The sequence below is a fragment of the Pantoea sp. Fr-CA_6 genome (assembly GCF_024520895.1).
Classification (GTDB): Bacteria; Pseudomonadota; Gammaproteobacteria; order Enterobacterales; family Enterobacteriaceae; genus Pantoea; species Pantoea agglomerans.
Genome location: NZ_JALNPO010000001.1, coordinates 35,950 through 51,793, shown reverse-complemented (window position 1 = coordinate 51,793; position 15,844 = coordinate 35,950). Strand labels below are relative to the sequence as shown.

General features: G+C 52.8%; 13 protein-coding genes. 5 read left to right on the top strand and 8 right to left on the bottom strand.

From position 1 onward, the window contains the following. Window positions 1–4 precede the first annotated feature (4 nt). A complete protein-coding gene (ribA, locus tag NR201_RS00245) occupies window positions 5–598 on the top strand; it encodes a GTP cyclohydrolase II (RefSeq protein ID WP_010244482.1) in 594 nt (197 codons plus the stop codon). 343 nt (window positions 599–941) lie between these two features. Here the strand turns inward: ribA and acnA are convergent, their stop codons facing one another. The 4 genes from acnA to topA form a co-directional block, all read right to left on the bottom strand. Further along, window positions 942–3,623, bottom strand: coding sequence for an aconitate hydratase AcnA (gene acnA / locus NR201_RS00240; protein WP_256849231.1), 2,682 nt, complete (start codon window positions 3,621–3,623; stop codon window positions 942–944). Window positions 3,624–4,224: 601 nt separating this feature from the next. Further along, window positions 4,225–4,383 carry a YmiA family putative membrane protein gene (locus tag NR201_RS00235; protein ID WP_071778593.1) on the bottom strand — a complete coding sequence of 53 codons (159 nt, stop codon included), beginning with the start codon at window positions 4,381–4,383 and terminating at the stop codon, window positions 4,225–4,227. A 496-nt stretch (window positions 4,384–4,879) separates the two neighbouring features. Continuing rightward, complete coding sequence (gene cysB, locus NR201_RS00230; protein WP_003853865.1) at window positions 4,880–5,854, bottom strand: HTH-type transcriptional regulator CysB; 975 nt, start codon at window positions 5,852–5,854, stop codon at window positions 4,880–4,882. 184 nt (window positions 5,855–6,038) lie between these two features. Further along, entirely contained in the window at window positions 6,039–8,663 is a 2,625-nt protein-coding gene (topA, locus tag NR201_RS00225; RefSeq protein ID WP_256849230.1) for a type I DNA topoisomerase, read from the bottom strand. A 371-nt stretch (window positions 8,664–9,034) separates the two neighbouring features. Here topA and NR201_RS00220 point away from each other — a divergent pair, with 371 nt between their 5' ends. Next, complete coding sequence (locus NR201_RS00220) at window positions 9,035–9,283, top strand: YciN family protein (RefSeq protein ID WP_033757844.1); 249 nt, start codon at window positions 9,035–9,037, stop codon at window positions 9,281–9,283. Window positions 9,284–9,314: 31 nt separating this feature from the next. On the opposite strand, the gene sohB is transcribed toward NR201_RS00220, so the two are convergent. Beyond that, the gene (gene sohB / locus NR201_RS00215) at window positions 9,315–10,361 is read right to left on the bottom strand and encodes a protease SohB (protein WP_010244469.1); all 1,047 of its coding nucleotides are present in this window, start codon (window positions 10,359–10,361) and stop codon (window positions 9,315–9,317) included. A 173-nt stretch (window positions 10,362–10,534) separates the two neighbouring features. Here sohB and NR201_RS00210 point away from each other — a divergent pair, with 173 nt between their 5' ends. Then, window positions 10,535–11,296 carry a YciK family oxidoreductase gene (locus tag NR201_RS00210; protein ID WP_010244466.1) on the top strand — a complete coding sequence of 254 codons (762 nt, stop codon included), beginning with the start codon at window positions 10,535–10,537 and terminating at the stop codon, window positions 11,294–11,296. Beyond that, window positions 11,296–11,886 carry a cob(I)yrinic acid a,c-diamide adenosyltransferase gene (gene cobO / locus NR201_RS00205; protein ID WP_010670250.1) on the top strand — a complete coding sequence of 197 codons (591 nt, stop codon included), beginning with the start codon at window positions 11,296–11,298 and terminating at the stop codon, window positions 11,884–11,886. Before NR201_RS00210 ends, cobO begins: the two co-directional genes overlap by 1 nt. A gap of 54 nt (window positions 11,887–11,940) precedes the next feature. Here cobO and rluB read toward each other — a convergent pair whose 3' ends face one another. Further along, entirely contained in the window at window positions 11,941–12,831 is an 891-nt protein-coding gene (gene rluB, locus NR201_RS00200; protein WP_256849229.1) for a 23S rRNA pseudouridine(2605) synthase RluB, read from the bottom strand. Window positions 12,832–13,610: 779 nt separating this feature from the next. Here rluB and NR201_RS00195 point away from each other — a divergent pair. Further along, on the top strand, window positions 13,611–14,258 hold the full coding sequence (locus NR201_RS00195; protein WP_010244455.1) for a hypothetical protein: 648 nt from the start codon (window positions 13,611–13,613) through the stop codon (window positions 14,256–14,258). 10 nt (window positions 14,259–14,268) lie between these two features. Here the strand turns inward: NR201_RS00195 and NR201_RS00190 are convergent, their stop codons facing one another. Together NR201_RS00190 and NR201_RS00185 are read right to left on the bottom strand one after the other, a co-directional pair. After that, a complete protein-coding gene (locus tag NR201_RS00190; protein WP_003853883.1) occupies window positions 14,269–14,889 on the bottom strand; it encodes an L-threonylcarbamoyladenylate synthase in 621 nt (206 codons plus the stop codon). A 12-nt stretch (window positions 14,890–14,901) separates the two neighbouring features. Further along, window positions 14,902–15,819, bottom strand: coding sequence for a PHP domain-containing protein (locus tag NR201_RS00185; RefSeq protein WP_256849364.1), 918 nt, complete (start codon window positions 15,817–15,819; stop codon window positions 14,902–14,904). Window positions 15,820–15,844: the final 25 nt, after the last annotated feature.

The window sequence follows — 15,844 nt, the reverse complement described above, 5'->3', positions numbered from 1 at the left end:
TCACATGCAGCTTAAACGGGTGGCAGAAGCCAAACTGCCCACGCCATGGGGAGATTTCCTGATGGTTGGTTTTGAAGAACTGGCAACCGGACATGACCACGTTGCACTGGTTTTTGGCGATATTAATGATAACGAGCCGGTACTGGCGCGCGTTCACTCTGAATGCCTGACCGGCGATGCACTCTTCAGCCTGCGTTGCGACTGTGGTTTTCAGCTGGAAGCCGCTCTCAATGCCATCGCAGAAGAGGGTCGCGGCGCACTGCTCTATCACCGTCAGGAAGGCCGTAACATCGGTCTGCTGAATAAGATCCGCGCCTATGCGTTGCAGGACAAAGGGTATGACACGGTAGAAGCGAACCATCAGCTGGGCTTTGCCGCCGATGAGCGCGACTTCACGCTGTGCGCCGATATGTTCAAACTACTGGGCGTCAATGAAGTGCGACTGCTGACCAATAACCCGCGTAAAGTGGAGATCCTCAGCGAAGCCGGGATCAACATTGTTGAACGCGTGCCGCTGGTCGTGGGACGTAATCCGAAGAATGCGCACTATCTGGATACGAAAGCGGAAAAGATGGGGCATCTGCTGCCGAAGTCATAAATAAGCTGGGATTCACTGGCATCTGACCCTTGAAGAAGCCCAATCTGAGAGAATCCTCAAGCAACGGATTAGCTCAACGCGCAGGGGGCACGGTCAGAAGAGGAAAGCGTCCCGCCGCCCGGATAAAAACGCCGGGAGCGTTTTTGAACAACGCAAAGCGATGGCCCGGTACGGGCGCACCTCAGGGATGAGGTGCGTAATTGCGCGGGCCGGGCATGTCATGGATGACGGCTTTTGCGTCTTTCCGATCTGACCGTGCTCCCTGTGCAGCCACGGTCTCACAGCTTCTTATTACAGACGTTGTAAGCCACATAAAAAAGCCGGGTTTTCCCGGCTTTTTTTATCAGTCCAGCATATTGCGGATAACGTAGTGCAGGATGCCGTCATTGCGGTAATAGGTCAGCTCATTACCGGTATCGATGCGACAGCGAGTGTCCAGCTCTTCCTTGCTGCCGTCAGCACGGGTCAGCGTCACTTTAACGCTGCAGCCAGGCGTCAGTACCTGAAGATTTTCCACGTCAATGCGCTCCTCACCGGTCAGCCCCAGACTTTTGCGGGTCACACCCTGCGGAAACTCCAGTGGCAGGATGCCCATCCCAATCAGGTTTGAACGGTGAATACGCTCAAAAGATTCCGCAATTACTACCCTGACCCCCTGCAGACGTGGTCCTTTCGCCGCCCAGTCGCGACTTGAACCAGAGCCATACTCAAGACCCGCGATGACCGCCAGCGGCACGCCTTCCGCCTGATATTTCATTGCCGCATCATAGATGGCCAGCTGTTCGCCACTTGGGTAGTGTCGGGTATAACCGCCCTCCACCCCGGGTACCATCTCATTGCGGATACGGATGTTGGCGAACGTACCGCGCATCATCACTTCATGGTTACCGCGACGCGAACCATAGGAGTTAAAGTCTGTACGCTCCACGCCGTGTGACAGCAGATACCGTCCGGCCGGACTTTCCGCTTTAATGCTGCCCGCCGGTGAAATATGGTCAGTGGTGACCGAGTCGCCCAGCATGGCCAGCACCCGCGCACCGCGAATATCCTGCACCGGCTTAGGCTCTTTCTCCATATCGTCAAAGAAAGGCGACAGACGAATATAAGTCGATCCCTCATCCCAGTCGTAAGTCGCGGCTTCACTCACCTTAATCTCCTGCCACTCTGGCGTACCGTCGAAGACTTCAGCGTACTCTTTGTGGAACATGTCGCTGGTGACCTGCTGCACGGCCGTAGCGATCTCTTCCGGTGAAGGCCAGATATCTTTCAGGTAGACCGGCTGGCCCTGACGATCGTTGCCCAGCGGCTCGGTCTGCAGGTTGATCTTCATGTTACCCGCCAGCGCATAGGCCACCACCAGCGGCGGCGACGCCAGCCAGTTGGTTTTAATCAGCGGATGAATACGGCCTTCAAAGTTGCGGTTGCCGGACAGCACAGCACCCACCGTAAGGTCGCCTGCTTTGATCCCAGACTCGATCTCATCTTTCAGCGGGCCGGAGTTACCGATACAGGTGGTGCAGCCATAACCAACCAGATTAAAGCCCAGCTCGTCGAGATAAGAGGTCAGTTGCGCGACGGCCAGGTAGTCTGAAACCACTTTAGAACCGGGTGCCAGCGAGGCTTTGACCCACGGCTGACGTTTCAGCCCCCGCTCGACCGCTTTCTTCGCCAGTAAACCGGCCGCCATTAAGACGCTGGGGTTGGAGGTGTTAGTACAGGAGGTAATCGCACTGATCACCACCGCTCCATCGGTCAGCTTATGCGTCAGCCCGGTATCACTGTCGGTATACTCAACGATTTTATGGGGTTTCTGCGCCTGATTCACTTCCAGCTCATTGCTGGCATCAAACGCGGCGGGCACATCGCCCAGCGACACCCGATCCTGCGGACGTTTTGGTCCTGCGAGACTCGATTCCACCTCATTCATATCCAGCGCCAGAGTGCTGGTAAAACGCGGCTCATCGCCAGGGTTGCGCCACAGACCCTGCGCTTTGGCATAGGCTTCCACTAACGCTACCTGTTCGGCATCGCGTCCGGTCAGGGTCATGTAGCTCAGCGTGACGTCATCAACCGGGAAGAATCCGCAGGTTGCGCCATATTCCGGTGCCATGTTGGCGATGGTCGCGCGGTCTGCCAGCGGCAGATCGGCCAGGCCATCACCGTAAAATTCAACGAATTTACCGACAACGCCGTGCTTACGCAGCATCTGGGTAACGGTCAGCACGAGGTCGGTTGCCGTAATGCCCGCCCGCAGTTTGCCGGTGAGTTTGAAACCCACCACATCCGGGATAAGCATTGAGACAGGCTGACCGAGCATGGCGGCTTCGGCTTCGATTCCCCCTACTCCCCATCCCAGCACGCCAAGCGCGTTGATCATGGTGGTGTGAGAGTCCGTACCGACCAGCGTATCGGGCCAGGCGTACTCTTCACCATTCACGGTTTCATGCCAGATCGCCTTGCCGAGATATTCCAGGTTCACCTGATGGCAAATACCGGTGCCCGGCGGCACCACGCGGAATTTATCAAACGCCTTCTGGCCCCAGCGGAGAAAGACGTAGCGCTCATGGTTTCGCTCCATCTCCAGCCGGACGTTCTCTTCAAAGGCGTCATCATTGCCAAAATGGTCGACAGTCACCGAGTGGTCGATAACCAGATCAACCGGTGACAGCGGATTAACTTTCGCCACATCGCCGCCTAGCCGATTCACTGCTTCTCGCATCGCAGCAAGGTCGACTACCGCAGGCACGCCAGTAAAGTCCTGCATTAATACACGGGCTGGCCGGTAGGCAATTTCTCGATCGGCGTGGGCATCTTTTTGCCAGTCAACCAGCGCCTGGATGTCCTCCGTCGTAACAGAGTCACCATCCTGATAGCGCAGTAAATTTTCCAGCAGGACTTTAAGGGATTTTGGCAGGCGATCGATATTGCCAAGGTGTTGAGCAGCATGGGGAAGACTGAAGATGTGATATTTTTTGGTGTCGACCTGCAGTACTTCCTGACTCTGCTCGCGTAGGGTAGACGACATAGCTCCTCCTTTCATTCATGGTCTTTAAACCTCAGAGAGACAAAGGTTTATGTTAAAGATAGACCACAATTTCGTTAACGTTTTGATTACAACACAAATTGCTACAATCGATCGCAAACGAAAATGCCCCGTGAAGTCACGAGGCATCATGAAAAGGTGATTTTAATTCAAATTACAGGGTTATCCACACCGCCGCAGACCAGAACGCAAAGGAGAATGCATACGCGCTGAGCCAGGACATTTTAATAATATTCATTTGGTTCACTCCTTCGCCGGAATCGGGCGTAAAAGTTTTTGCGGTCACCTTATAGAAAGAGGCGACACCCTTTGGTCGTACAGGATGTGGTAAGGGCATTTATAGGCCCACCGGAAATTCCGGTTTTAAAAGAACAGTGACGAAGAAATGGTCTGACAACGTTATTTGTTTTTAGGGTCCAGAAACGACTCAATAAAAAGTCTCTGGTTATCACTCAAATCCCATGAATCGGGGATAGACACTTTTTCGTCCTTTGCAAGGGGTTCTTTTCCTTTACAGGAGACCGTCTTGTGCTGACCCGAGGTCAGGGAACGTTTATGGCTGAGTGTATTTGCCCACATGGCTTTAGCCCCAGATACGCCAAATCATTAACGCGACAACTACCCAAAACAGCGCAGAGGCAGCGAATACGGTTAACCAGGCTTTGCGACGAGTGTTGCCGGTACGCTCAACCTTGGTGCTTTTTGCCGGGAAACCCGGTTGTACAGTCAGTCGTGTATTCATAGTTTTTGATAATCACTCTCAACAAAATGATTGATAACATCGATTAAGATTTAGGAGGAATCCTAAACGCGTTAAGGCCAAAAATCCAGTTATTTTTATTGAGTACAACGATTAACGGTATTAATCAATGAGCTCAGGTAACGTAAGAAATCATTAATACCGGAACTAATATTTAATTAAAAAACCCGCTAAAAAATTTGAGTTAATTTAAAAACAGATCCACTCAAAACTATAGATAACACTTAAGAACCTTATGTTTACTGGCTTCCCACGTTAGCTCTTAACTGGAGTATGGGAATATTCCTGGCAAGCCGCAAAGTGACATAGTTAAAAATGTGTTGTAATTCGCATTTAAGAAAGCCCGATGAGGAAACATGTGATCAATGTTTCATTTACAAAAAAATCATAAAAACTTTTGAGTCTCATTTGGCGCTAAAGCCTGGAGACAAAAAAGGCTGCACCAGGCAGCCTTATGTTTACGCGGGGAGGTTAAATTCTATTTAAACGGCAGTTTGATATCTTTAAACATCGCTTCAATGTCTTCATTGGAGCGCAACGCAACCGCAGTATCTACCACATCGCGCGTCAGGTGCGGTGCAAAACGTTGGATAAAATCATACATATAGCTGCGCAGGAAGGTGCTGCGGCGGAATCCAATCTTAGTGGTGCTGTTGGTAAAGATATCGGCGGCTTCAATGCGAATCAGGTCAGGATCGGCCACCGGATCTACTGCCATGCTGGCGATAACACCAACCCCCAGACCTAAGCGGACATAAGTTTTGATTACGTCGGCGTCGGTCGCGGTAAAGACGATGCGTGGCGTTAAACCTGCACGATTGAAAGCCGTATCCAGTTCTGAGCGCCCGGTAAAGCCAAAGGTGTAGGTCACCAGCGGATATTCGGCCAGCTCCTCAATGGTGACCTGCCCTTTTCCGGCCAGCGGATGATCGGCAGTCACCACAATCGCCCGATTCCAGTGGTAGCACGGCAGCATGATTAAATCGTCATAGAGATGCAGGGCTTCGGTGGCGATGGCAAAATCCGCATTACCTTTGGAGACGGCTTCGGCGATCTGGGTTGGAGAACCCTGATGCATATGCAAAGAGACGCGAGGATAGCGCTCAATAAATCCTTTGATCACACCAGGCAGCGCGTAGCGAGCCTGAGTGTGCGTGGTTGCGACATAGAGCGAGCCTTTATCAGGCCAGGTGTGTTCACCGGCTACCGATTTAATCGCATCCACTTTGGAGAGAACTTCACGCGCTATACGGATAATCTCTTCCCCTGCAGGCGTGACCTGGGTGAGATGTTTACCGCTGCGGGCAAAGATTTGCACGCCCAGTTCATCTTCCAGCATACGCACCTGTTTACTGATGCCGGGTTGAGAGGTGTAGAGACCTTCCGCCGTCGAAGAGACGTTGAGATTGTGATTGACCACTTCAACGATATAGCGCAACTGCTGTAATTTCATATCTATTCCATCCCGGTAAGTTACAGAGTCGCATCCCCGGTTGACGTATAGTCGCGAGGGTAAAAAGATGCTATGCATCAGGAAAGGTCGGAAATGCTATAACAACTATATCAGTTTAAGTGAGAGAGTAGAACGGATTGATATAAGGCTCAGAAAAAGGCCAGCGAGCGCTGGCCTTCAGGGATTACTTTTTCGGTTCCTGCCATTTGCCATCTATATAGAAGGCGGACCAGCCGGTTGCCTTGCCCTCTTTTTCGGAGGAGACATACTGCTGTTTGGTCTTGCGGCTGAACCGCACCAGCGTTTTGTTGCCTTCCGGATCGGCTGCTGGCGCATCGGCCAGATATTTCAGCTTCTCAGGCAGACGATCTTTGAAGCGCTGAAGCTCTTCCACCAGCGGCGCACGCGTCTCGCGTGATTTCGGGAAGGTGTTGGCCGCGAGGAAGACGCCCGCCGCACCGTCACGCAACACGAAGTAAGCATCTGACTTCTCACATGCCAGCTCTGGCAGCGGAACCGGATCCTCTTTCGGCGGAGCAACTTCACCACTACGCAGGATCTTGCGGGTGTTTTTGCACTCTTCATTGGTACACGCCATGTACTTACCAAAGCGTCCCATCTTCAGGTGCATCTCCGAACCACACTTCTCGCACTCCACCACCGGGCCGTCATAGCCTTTGATGCGGAATTCGCCCTTCTCAATCTCGTAACCATCACACTCCGGGTTATTACCACAGACATGCAGTTTACGTTCGTTATCGATCAGGTAGCTGTCCATGGCCGTGCCACACTTCTGGCAGCGACGACGGGCACGCAGGGCGTTGGTTTCAGCATCATCCCCTTCCAGAATATTGAGAACTTCATTTTCCGGGATCAGGTTGATGGTCTGTTTGCAGCGCTCTTTAGGTGGCAGCGCATAGCCGGAACAGCCCAGGAAGACGCCGGTACTGGCAGTTCGAATCCCCATCGGACGGCTACAGGTCGGGCAGTCAATCGAGGTCAGCACCATCTGGTTCGGCTGCATCCCGCCCTCTTCAGGATCTTTCTCAGCCAGTTCAAGCTGCTGGGTAAAATCTGTGAAGAAGTGGTCGAGTACCGCTTTCCATTGCGCCTGGTTATTGGCAACCTGGTCAAGGTTGCTCTCCATGCGGGCGGTGAAATCATAATTCATCAGTTCGCGGAAGTTCTCTTCCAGACGATCGGTGACGATTTCACCCATTTTTTCCGCATAAAAACGGCGGTTTTCAACCCGTACGTAGCCACGATCCTGAATCGTCGAGGTAATGGCGGCGTAGGTGGATGGACGACCAATTCCGCGCTTCTCCAGCTCGCGCACCAGTGACGCTTCGCTGAAGCGCGCCGGTGGCTTGGTGAAGTGCTGACCGGGCAGCAGTTGCTGCAGGTCCAGAACATCACCCACGCTTACCGCAGGCAGCGTACGATCTTCATCATTCTTACGCAGCGCAGGCATCACTTTGGTCCAGCCGTCGAAACGCAGAATACGGCCTTTCGCTTTGAGCCGGAAATCACCGGCGGCGGCAGTAATGGTGCTGGAGTCATATTTTGCTGGTGTCATCTGACAGGCAACAAACTGACGCCAGATCAGCTGATAGAGTTTCTGCGCATCCGCTTCCATATCTTTCAGCTTTTCCGCCACCACTTCCACATCAGAAGGACGAATCGCTTCGTGCGCTTCCTGGGAGTTCTCTTTGCTGGCGTAAGTTATGGCGTTTTCAGGCAGATACTTTTTACCGAAATTGCTTTCGATATAGCCACGCGCCATGGCGACCGCATCCTGACTCAGGTTGGTCGAATCAGTACGCATATAAGTAATGTGGCCCGCTTCATACAGCCGCTGAGCCATCATCATGGTCTTCTTGACGCCAAAGCCGAGACGGGTGCTGGCAGCCTGCTGCAGTGTCGAGGTGATATAAGGCGCGCCCGGCTTGCTGCTGGTCGGCTTATCTTCACGATCCACGATCTCATAGCGCGCTTTTTCCAGCAGCGCGACGGCGGCATACGTCTCGTCGCGGTTGACCGGACGGAAGGCTTTATCGCCTTTGTGCGTCACGTCCATCGACAGCTCATCGCCTTTCGGCGTGGTCAGCGCGGCATTAACTTCCCAGTACTCTTCGGGAACAAAAGCTTTAATCTCACGTTCACGTTCCACCACCAGGCGAACGGCAACGGATTGCACACGTCCGGCAGAGAGACCACGAGCGATCTTTTTCCACAGCAGTGGCGAGACCATGTAGCCCACCACGCGGTCCATAAAGCGACGCGCCTGCTGAGCATTCACCCGATCAATATTCAGTTCGCCCGGCTTTTCAAACGCCTGACGAATCGCATTCTTGGTTATTTCGTTAAACACGACGCGGCTGAAGCGCGAGTCATCACCACCAATCACTTCCCGCAGGTGCCAGGCAATGGCTTCCCCTTCGCGGTCAAGGTCGGTTGCGAGATAGATGTGGTCAGCATTGGCGGCTAACGCCTTCAGTTCGGCGACCACTTTCTCTTTGCCGGGCAGAATCTGATAGTCCGCTTCCCAGCCGTGATAGGGGTCAACACCCATGCGGCTGACGAGTGCGGCCTTCTCATCTTTTTTAACTTTTTTGACTTTCTTGTCAGTCGAAGCGTCTTTGACTTTCTTATCTGTCGAGGCGTCAGCACTTTTCTTCGCGGTTGAACCACTGGTCGGCAGATCCCGGATATGACCCACGCTGGATTTAACCACGTAATCACTACCCAGGTATTTATTGATTGTTTTAGCCTTTGCCGGGGACTCAACAATAACGAGTGCTTTACCCATATTTACCTTTACCTAATGAAAACATCCTGCTTAACGGGAGAGGATTGGATGCCCAAAAACCCAATGGGTTCAATATTGCTGCGCCTGTTTAACATTTCAAGGCGGAGGGGTCAATCTCAGATCAGATGATGTGGCGTTATGCAACTGCATGATAAAGAGTGCTTTTTCTATCTGAACTCATCGCACATCCTGGTGCAAAATCCCTGAAATCGGAATCGCCCACACTCTACCTGATAAAATCTGTTACGCAACTTAATTAGCACTCAGCCCGGACTTACGCCAGGTTTTCATCGATTACACCGATTTGTCACAGCGTGTGACTCGCCAGTAATATAGAAAGGATTGGAGTACTGTCAAACAGGAGTCAATAAATGCAGAGTTCAACTCAGGCTATTTCCCGCCAGGCGTTGCTGGAAAAGGCCAATGCGCTGATCAAAGAACATGATGATTATTTAGCGGGAATGCAGGCGGATGAGGTGATTCAGCAGGGAGAAGTGCTGGTATTTCGCGGACCGTTTTTTCTCGATGCCGATGGAGTGCCGACGGCTAAAACCACGGCGGTGTTTAACGTGTTCAAACACCTTGCCGTGGTGCTGTCGCCGCTCTACCACCTGGAATGAAAAAACCCGGCGCAGGCCGGGTTTCGCATCATCAGAGCAGTGGCTTTTCGCCGCGCTGCCAGAGTTTCAGCAGCAGGCGCTCTGCCACCGAGCCGGCGCTCTGCGTAAAGCGATCCATCACCTTACGGCGGCGGGCATAATGCACGCCGAGCACGCTGAACTTATCCATCTGACGGATGATCAGATCATCGCTGGTGCCGATTTCGTCAACCAGGCCGAGGTCCAGCGCCTGGCGGCCATACCAGTGTTCACCGGTTGCCACCTGATCGATGTCGAGTGACGGGCGCATCTGGTGGACAAACTGCTTGAACAGCAGGTGCGTTTCGTCGAGATCTTCCTGGAATTTCTCACGTCCCTCTTCGGTGTTTTCACCAAACAGCGTCAGCGTGCGCTTGTACTGTCCGGCGGTATGCAGCTCAATATCAATATCGTTCCGTTTCAGCAAGCGGTTGAAATTGGGGATCTGCGCGACCACGCCGATGGAGCCAATAATCGAGAAAGGTGCTGCCACAATACGATCGGCTACGCAGGCCATCATGTAACCGCCGCTGGCCGCCACTTTATCCACGGCCGCCGTGATGCGCAGACCCTGATCGCGCAGACGCTGCAGCTGCGAGGCTGCCAGGCCATAGCCATGAACCACGCCGCCAGGGCTTTCAAGACGCAGCAGCACTTCATCGCCAGGCTGCTTGACGGCCAGCACGGCTGAAATCTCTTCGCGCAGTGAAGTCACCTCATGGGCGTCCATGCTGCCTTTGAAATCGAGTACATAGAGCGTGGGCTTCGCACTGTCTGTCTGCCCCTGCTTCGCCGCCTGCTTTTCCGCTTTGGCTTTCAGCTTTTCACTTTTCTTATGATTTTTCAGCCAGACTTTTTGTGCCTGAGGCTTCATTTTTGCCAGCTGCAAATCCTCTTTCATCTGTTGATAGTCATCATCCAGATGAGTCAGTCGAAGCTGACCGTTTTGTGCCCGTTTGCGTAATGCGGCATTCATCACAATCATGACAATCACAGCGACGGCAACCACCAGTGTCACCACTTTCGCTAAAAACAGTCCATACGTTGAAATAAAATCCATAGGTCGCCTTAGTAAACTGAGAATCAAAAACAGTTCGCCAGTTTAGCCGTTTTGCCCCGCTTCGTCGCCTGAAATGCCAGCAGCTGGCACAGAATGCGTGGGTTGGCGATTGCGCCCATTCGTAAATTCAGGCATAAAGCGGAATCATGCTGTTTTCGCTGGAGGACCCCGCTGTGCATTATCAACCGAAAAGCGACCTGCTCAATCATCGCATTATCCTGGTCACTGGCGCTTCAGATGGCATTGGCCGGGAAGCGGCGCTGACTTATGCCCGCTATGGCGCAGAAGTGATCCTGATGGGCCGTAACCCTGAGAAGCTTCAGCAGGTCGAACAGGCGATCAATCAACTCAATCTCTGCCCTGCTCACACTGTGGTGTTCGATCTGGCCGAAGCGACACCGGAACGTTGCCAGCAGGTGGCAGAACAGCTGGCACAGCAGTTCCCGCGTCTCGACGGCGTGCTGCATAACGCCGGTATCCTCGGTGAGATTGTGCCGCTGGCTGAACTTGACCCACAGGTCTGGCAGCAGGTGATGAACATCAACCTGGACGCCACCTTCTTCCTGACGCAGGCGCTGTTGCCGCTGCTGTTAAAATCGGATGCCGGTTCACTGGTGTTTACCACCTCCAGCGTGGGCCGCACCGGTCGCGCGGGCTGGGGGGCTTACGCCGTCTCTAAATTTGCTACCGAAGGCATGATGCAGGTACTGGCTGATGAGTATAAAACGCAGGCATTGCGGGTGAACTGTATTAATCCGGGCGGAACGCGAACAAAAATGCGTGCCAGCGCGTTCCCGCAGGAAGATGCCAATAAGCTGAAAACCCCTGCCGATTTGATGCCGCTCTACCTTTATCTGATGGGTGATGACAGCCGTCGTAAAACCGGGATCAGCTTTGATGCCCAGCCAGGCAGAAAACCGGGAGCCGCTGAATAATGGCTGACGATCGTCATCAACAGCGTCAGCAGCGGTTAAAAGAACAGGTAGATGCGCGTATTGCTGCAGCCACGGAGGTTCGTGGCATCCTGATGGTCTTTACCGGCAATGGCAAAGGCAAAACGACTGCGGCCTTTGGCACCGCACTCCGCGCCACCGGTCATGGCAAACGCGTGGCGGCTATCCAGTTCATTAAAGGTGACTGGCCGAATGGCGAGCGAAACCTGCTGGAACAGCACGGTGTTGAATTTCAGGTGATGGCAACCGGCTTTACCTGGGATACGCAGAACCGCGAAACGGATACCGCTGCCTGTCTGGCGGTGTGGCAGCATGCAAAACGGATGCTGGCCGATGAGCAGCTGGATCTGGTGGTGCTCGACGAAATCACCTATATGGTCAGCATGGATTATCTGCCACTGGAAGAGCTGATAGCGGCCCTGCAACAGCGCCCGGCGCATCAGAGCGTCATCATTACCGGACGTGGCTGTCATCGCAGCCTGACTGAGATGGCGGATACGGTGACTGAGATGCGGCCGGTTAAGCACGCTTTTGATGCCGGGATACAGGCTCAGCAGGGAATTGACTGGTAACAGAAAAAGAAAACGCAGCCCTGGGGCTGCGTTTTTAGCGATCGGGCAACGTGATTAACCGGAGTTACGTTTGCTGCCCGGATTGCGGCGTGGTGCACGTGGGGTGCTGCTCACTTTACTGTGACGTTTCACGGCACGACGAATCTGGTTCGCTTTGGTGCGACGACGATCTTTTTCGACCACCAGTTTGGTAACCGTTTCATCATCCATCTCCACCAGGTTACGCAGGTAGTTAACCGCAGGCAGATCCAGTTCGGTCCAGCCACCGCGTGGCAGGCCTTTTGGTAAGGTGATATCGCCGTAGCGAACACGCATCAGACGACTGACCTGCACGCCGACCGCTTCCCATAAACGACGCACTTCACGGTTGCGTCCTTCGGTCAGGGTCACGTTGTACCACTGGTTGATCCCTTCTCCACCGCCAAATTTCAGGGTCTTAAAGGCAGCCGGGCCATCTTCCAGCTGAACGCCCTTGCTCAGCTGACGAATTTTATCATCGTCGACCTGACCAAAGACGCGCACCGCATATTCACGTTCCACTTCACGGCTCGGATGCATCAGGCGGTTCGCCAGTTCACCGTCAGTGGTGAAGAGCATCAGACCACAGGTGTTCACATCCAGACGGCCAACGGCAATCCAGCGTGAACCGCGCAGACGAGGCAGACGGTCAAATACCGTTGGGCGCCCTTCAGGATCGCTGCGGGTACAGAGTTCACCTTCTGGTTTGTAGTAAGCCAGCACGCGGCAAACTTCGGTTGCTGATTCAGCAATCGAGACCAGATGGCCATCAATACGGATTTTCAGAGGTTTGCTGCTTTCAACGCGGTCGCCCAGGGTGGCGATCTTGCCGTCGACGCTGACACGGCCAGCGGCAATCATTGATTCGATTTCACGACGCGAGCCATGACCGGCACGCGCTAAGACTTTCTGTAACTTTTCGCTCATAGAGCTTCCTCTTTGTCGCCTTCCCAGGCGTCACGGTAGGGTGATAATTCTTTCTGAATCAACAGGTTAACCTATTAATTCGGCCCCATTATACAGGCATTTACCCCTGAAGTAACGCGCTTTATGAGTGGGTCTGAAGCGAATTAAGAAGGGTCAGCCTCTGATAGTTTTAGATCTGATAATATCTGACGCTGATTTAAATAATCCCCGTGCATCTGACAGGAATAAGATTAATAAAATGCATGTATTAAAAACTTTATAGCTGATGACAATTAAATTTTCTAACCACTTTAGTTTCATCAACGTAATGTTCTGGTGATAAAAACCTTAACACTATCTTACACTTTCGCTGGTTTTCCCTTGCTTTTATTCTTCTTAAAAAAACATTAAAGTTAGCACAAACAACTGTTTTAATGACTTAATCCATTATAACCGCTCGGCAAATACAAAAAAGCCAGATTTTTCTTAACGCAGATTTATTTAAGGCCTTATTTTCAAAGACATTTGATTCTTATTAGCTTTAATAAATTGTACGACACTATTAAGCTGATATACTTTATTCCTGTAGCACAATAAAAAGCAGGACTCACGACAGAGGGGTCTTGCAACAATGAAGTCCGGCTTTTGTTATTCGTTTATAAAAATAGTCTTTTTAGATTAATCCAATAAACCGGCGCATCCGGAGTTGTTGCGTTAATACGGTTCAGTGATGAACCTTGCTTGCATGTCAAAAATCTTCACCAGGGATTTCCCGACATGCCTGAATAAAGAAACCCATCATGAAAAACCTGTTGCTGTGCCCGGTGCTTGCTGCACTGGTGCTGAGCGGGTGTTCTGTGGGCCATACTGAGTACAGTCGTACGGCGATGCAGCACGTAGATATGAGCGTGACTGGCATTCCGACGATCCTCGGTCTCGGCACACTGGGCACCAGCATTCCTCTGACGCCTGAATATAGCCTGACAGCTGCGCACGTTGCCAAAACTGCCGTGCAGCGCGTCAAGTCTTATCACCCTTATTGCGACCTTGCGATTATTTATCACAAGAATGACGCCAGCACGCTGACTAAGTTCCGCAGCAGCGACATCGGCGATCCGGTTAAAATGTATGGCTACAGTTTTATTTCAGCGATGCCGGTTGAATCGACCGGAGTTAATTTAGCCCGTACGGCTATTCGGAATAACTGGAATAAAAGTCCCTGTATAGCCATGGCCTCCAATGCAGGTGTTGTTCAGGGGATGTCGGGCGGCGGCGTTTATAACCGTGATGATACGCTGGGCGGCGTGATTGTTGGCTATTCTGACTCGATTAAAAATGGGCGTAATAACAAAGTGATCCTGAAAGATGTGTCACTTTATATTCCTTACGGCCAGTTTAAAAGCTGGTTAGAGTCGAATCTGGCCCAGACACCGACACGCGGTGCCTGAGCCTGAGGGCTTACAGGAACGGGCGGGTATCGCCCACCCCTTCACGCACAATTTCCGGCGCATCGGTGGTCAGATCGACCACCGTGGTCGGCTGCTGGCCCAGCGTGCCGCCGTCGATAATCAGATCGACCAGCTTGCCGATGCTGTGCTGGATCTCTTCCGGATCGGACTCGGTGAAATCGTTGCCCGGCAGAATTAATGAGGTCGACATCATCGGCTGATTCAGTGCTTCCAGCAGCGCCAGCGCCACGGGATTAGAGGGCACGCGCAGACCAATGGTCTTACGTTTTTCATTCATCAGGCGGCGCGGCACCTCTTTGGTCGCCTTGAGAATAAAGGTGTAGTTGCCTGGCGTGTTGTTTTTCAGCAGGCGAAACGCTGAGTTGCCCACCTGCGAATAGACCGACAGCTCAGAGAGATCCCGGCACATCAGGGTAAAGTTATGGTGCCCGTCGAGCTGACGGATACGACAGATACGCTCCATCGCGCCCTTCTCCTCCAGCCGACAGCCCAGCGCATAGCCGGAATCGGTTGGATAAACAATGACGCTGCCTTTGTTCAGGTAGTCAACCGCCTGATTAATCAGGCGAGGCTGCGGGTTGTCCGGATGAATATGAAACAATTGACTCATAGAAACCTCGTGTCACCTTTCCGTGATTGCCAGGCCGGGAGCCAGATCCGGGAAGCGTTCCCAGACCGGCTCAACCGCCGCGGGCAGCCAGAGTTTGCGGCCCAGTTCAATCCACGGACAGGGTTGATGAAAATCAGAACCTTGTGATGCGGCCAGTTCATTATCTCTGGCGTATTGCGCCAGCGTCGTGCGCTCATTAGGTGGCTGCTGGCACTGCGCGACTTCCATCGCATCACCGCCCACTTCGCGGAAATGGGCGACCAGCCGTTTGAGCCACTTTGCCGATAAACCGTAACGGCCAGGATGCGCCAGCACGGCGCAGCCACCAGAATGATGAATAGCATCAATAGCTTGTTTAATTGTACACCATTGTGGCGGCACGTAACCGGTTTTGCCACGCGCCAGATAATTTTTGAACACCTGCGCCATATTCTCTGCTTTACCCTGCTCAATCAGGAAGCGGGCAAAGTGACCGCGGGTAATGATGCCGCCATCAGCCAGTCGCGTGGCTCCCGCCAGCGCATCCGGGATACGTGCCTTCGCCAGTCGCTCACCAATCTCTTCTGCACGTGCTTGCCGACAGGCATGTTGTCCGGCCAGAAACGCCACCATCGCCGGATGGCGGATATCAATGTTCAGTCCCACGATGTGAATCTCATGGTTTTCCCACAGGGTGGAGATTTCTGCGCCTGCCAGCACTTTTATCGGTAAATCGTGATCGATTGCCGTTTGCTGCGCTTCATCTACCCCTGCAACGCTGTCGTGATCGGTGATCGCCAGTACGCCGACGCGCATCTCAACCGCTCGCTGCACCAGGGCGGCTGGGGTCAGTAAGCCGTCGGAGGCACGCGTGTGGCTGTGTAAATCATAAACCGGGAAACGGGCGATATCGCTCAAGAGAACTCCTGCAAAAACTAAACCGGCCAGCATGATAACGATTTTCACGTTCAGTGAA

Bases quoted from the DNA above. Each gene is read 5' to 3' on its own strand.
- cysB (WP_003853865.1), bottom strand. From the start codon at position 5,854: ATGAAATTACAGCAGTTGCGCTATATCGTTGAAGTGGTCAATCACAAT.
- ribA (WP_010244482.1), top strand. From the start codon at position 5: ATGCAGCTTAAACGGGTGGCAGAAGCCAAACTGCCCACGCCATGGGGA.
- acnA (WP_256849231.1), bottom strand. From the start codon at position 3,623: ATGTCGTCTACCCTACGCGAGCAGAGTCAGGAAGTACTGCAGGTCGAC.
- topA (WP_256849230.1), bottom strand. From the start codon at position 8,663: ATGGGTAAAGCACTCGTTATTGTTGAGTCCCCGGCAAAGGCTAAAACA.
- NR201_RS00235 (WP_071778593.1), bottom strand. From the start codon at position 4,383: ATGAATACACGACTGACTGTACAACCGGGTTTCCCGGCAAAAAGCACC.
- rluB (WP_256849229.1), bottom strand. From the start codon at position 12,831: ATGAGCGAAAAGTTACAGAAAGTCTTAGCGCGTGCCGGTCATGGCTCG.
- NR201_RS00220 (WP_033757844.1), top strand. From the start codon at position 9,035: ATGCAGAGTTCAACTCAGGCTATTTCCCGCCAGGCGTTGCTGGAAAAG.
- NR201_RS00195 (WP_010244455.1), top strand. From the start codon at position 13,611: ATGAAAAACCTGTTGCTGTGCCCGGTGCTTGCTGCACTGGTGCTGAGC.
- NR201_RS00190 (WP_003853883.1), bottom strand. From the start codon at position 14,889: ATGAGTCAATTGTTTCATATTCATCCGGACAACCCGCAGCCTCGCCTG.
- sohB (WP_010244469.1), bottom strand. From the start codon at position 10,361: ATGGATTTTATTTCAACGTATGGACTGTTTTTAGCGAAAGTGGTGACA.
- NR201_RS00185 (WP_256849364.1), bottom strand. From the start codon at position 15,819: ATGCTGGCCGGTTTAGTTTTTGCAGGAGTTCTCTTGAGCGATATCGCC.
- cobO (WP_010670250.1), top strand. From the start codon at position 11,296: ATGGCTGACGATCGTCATCAACAGCGTCAGCAGCGGTTAAAAGAACAG.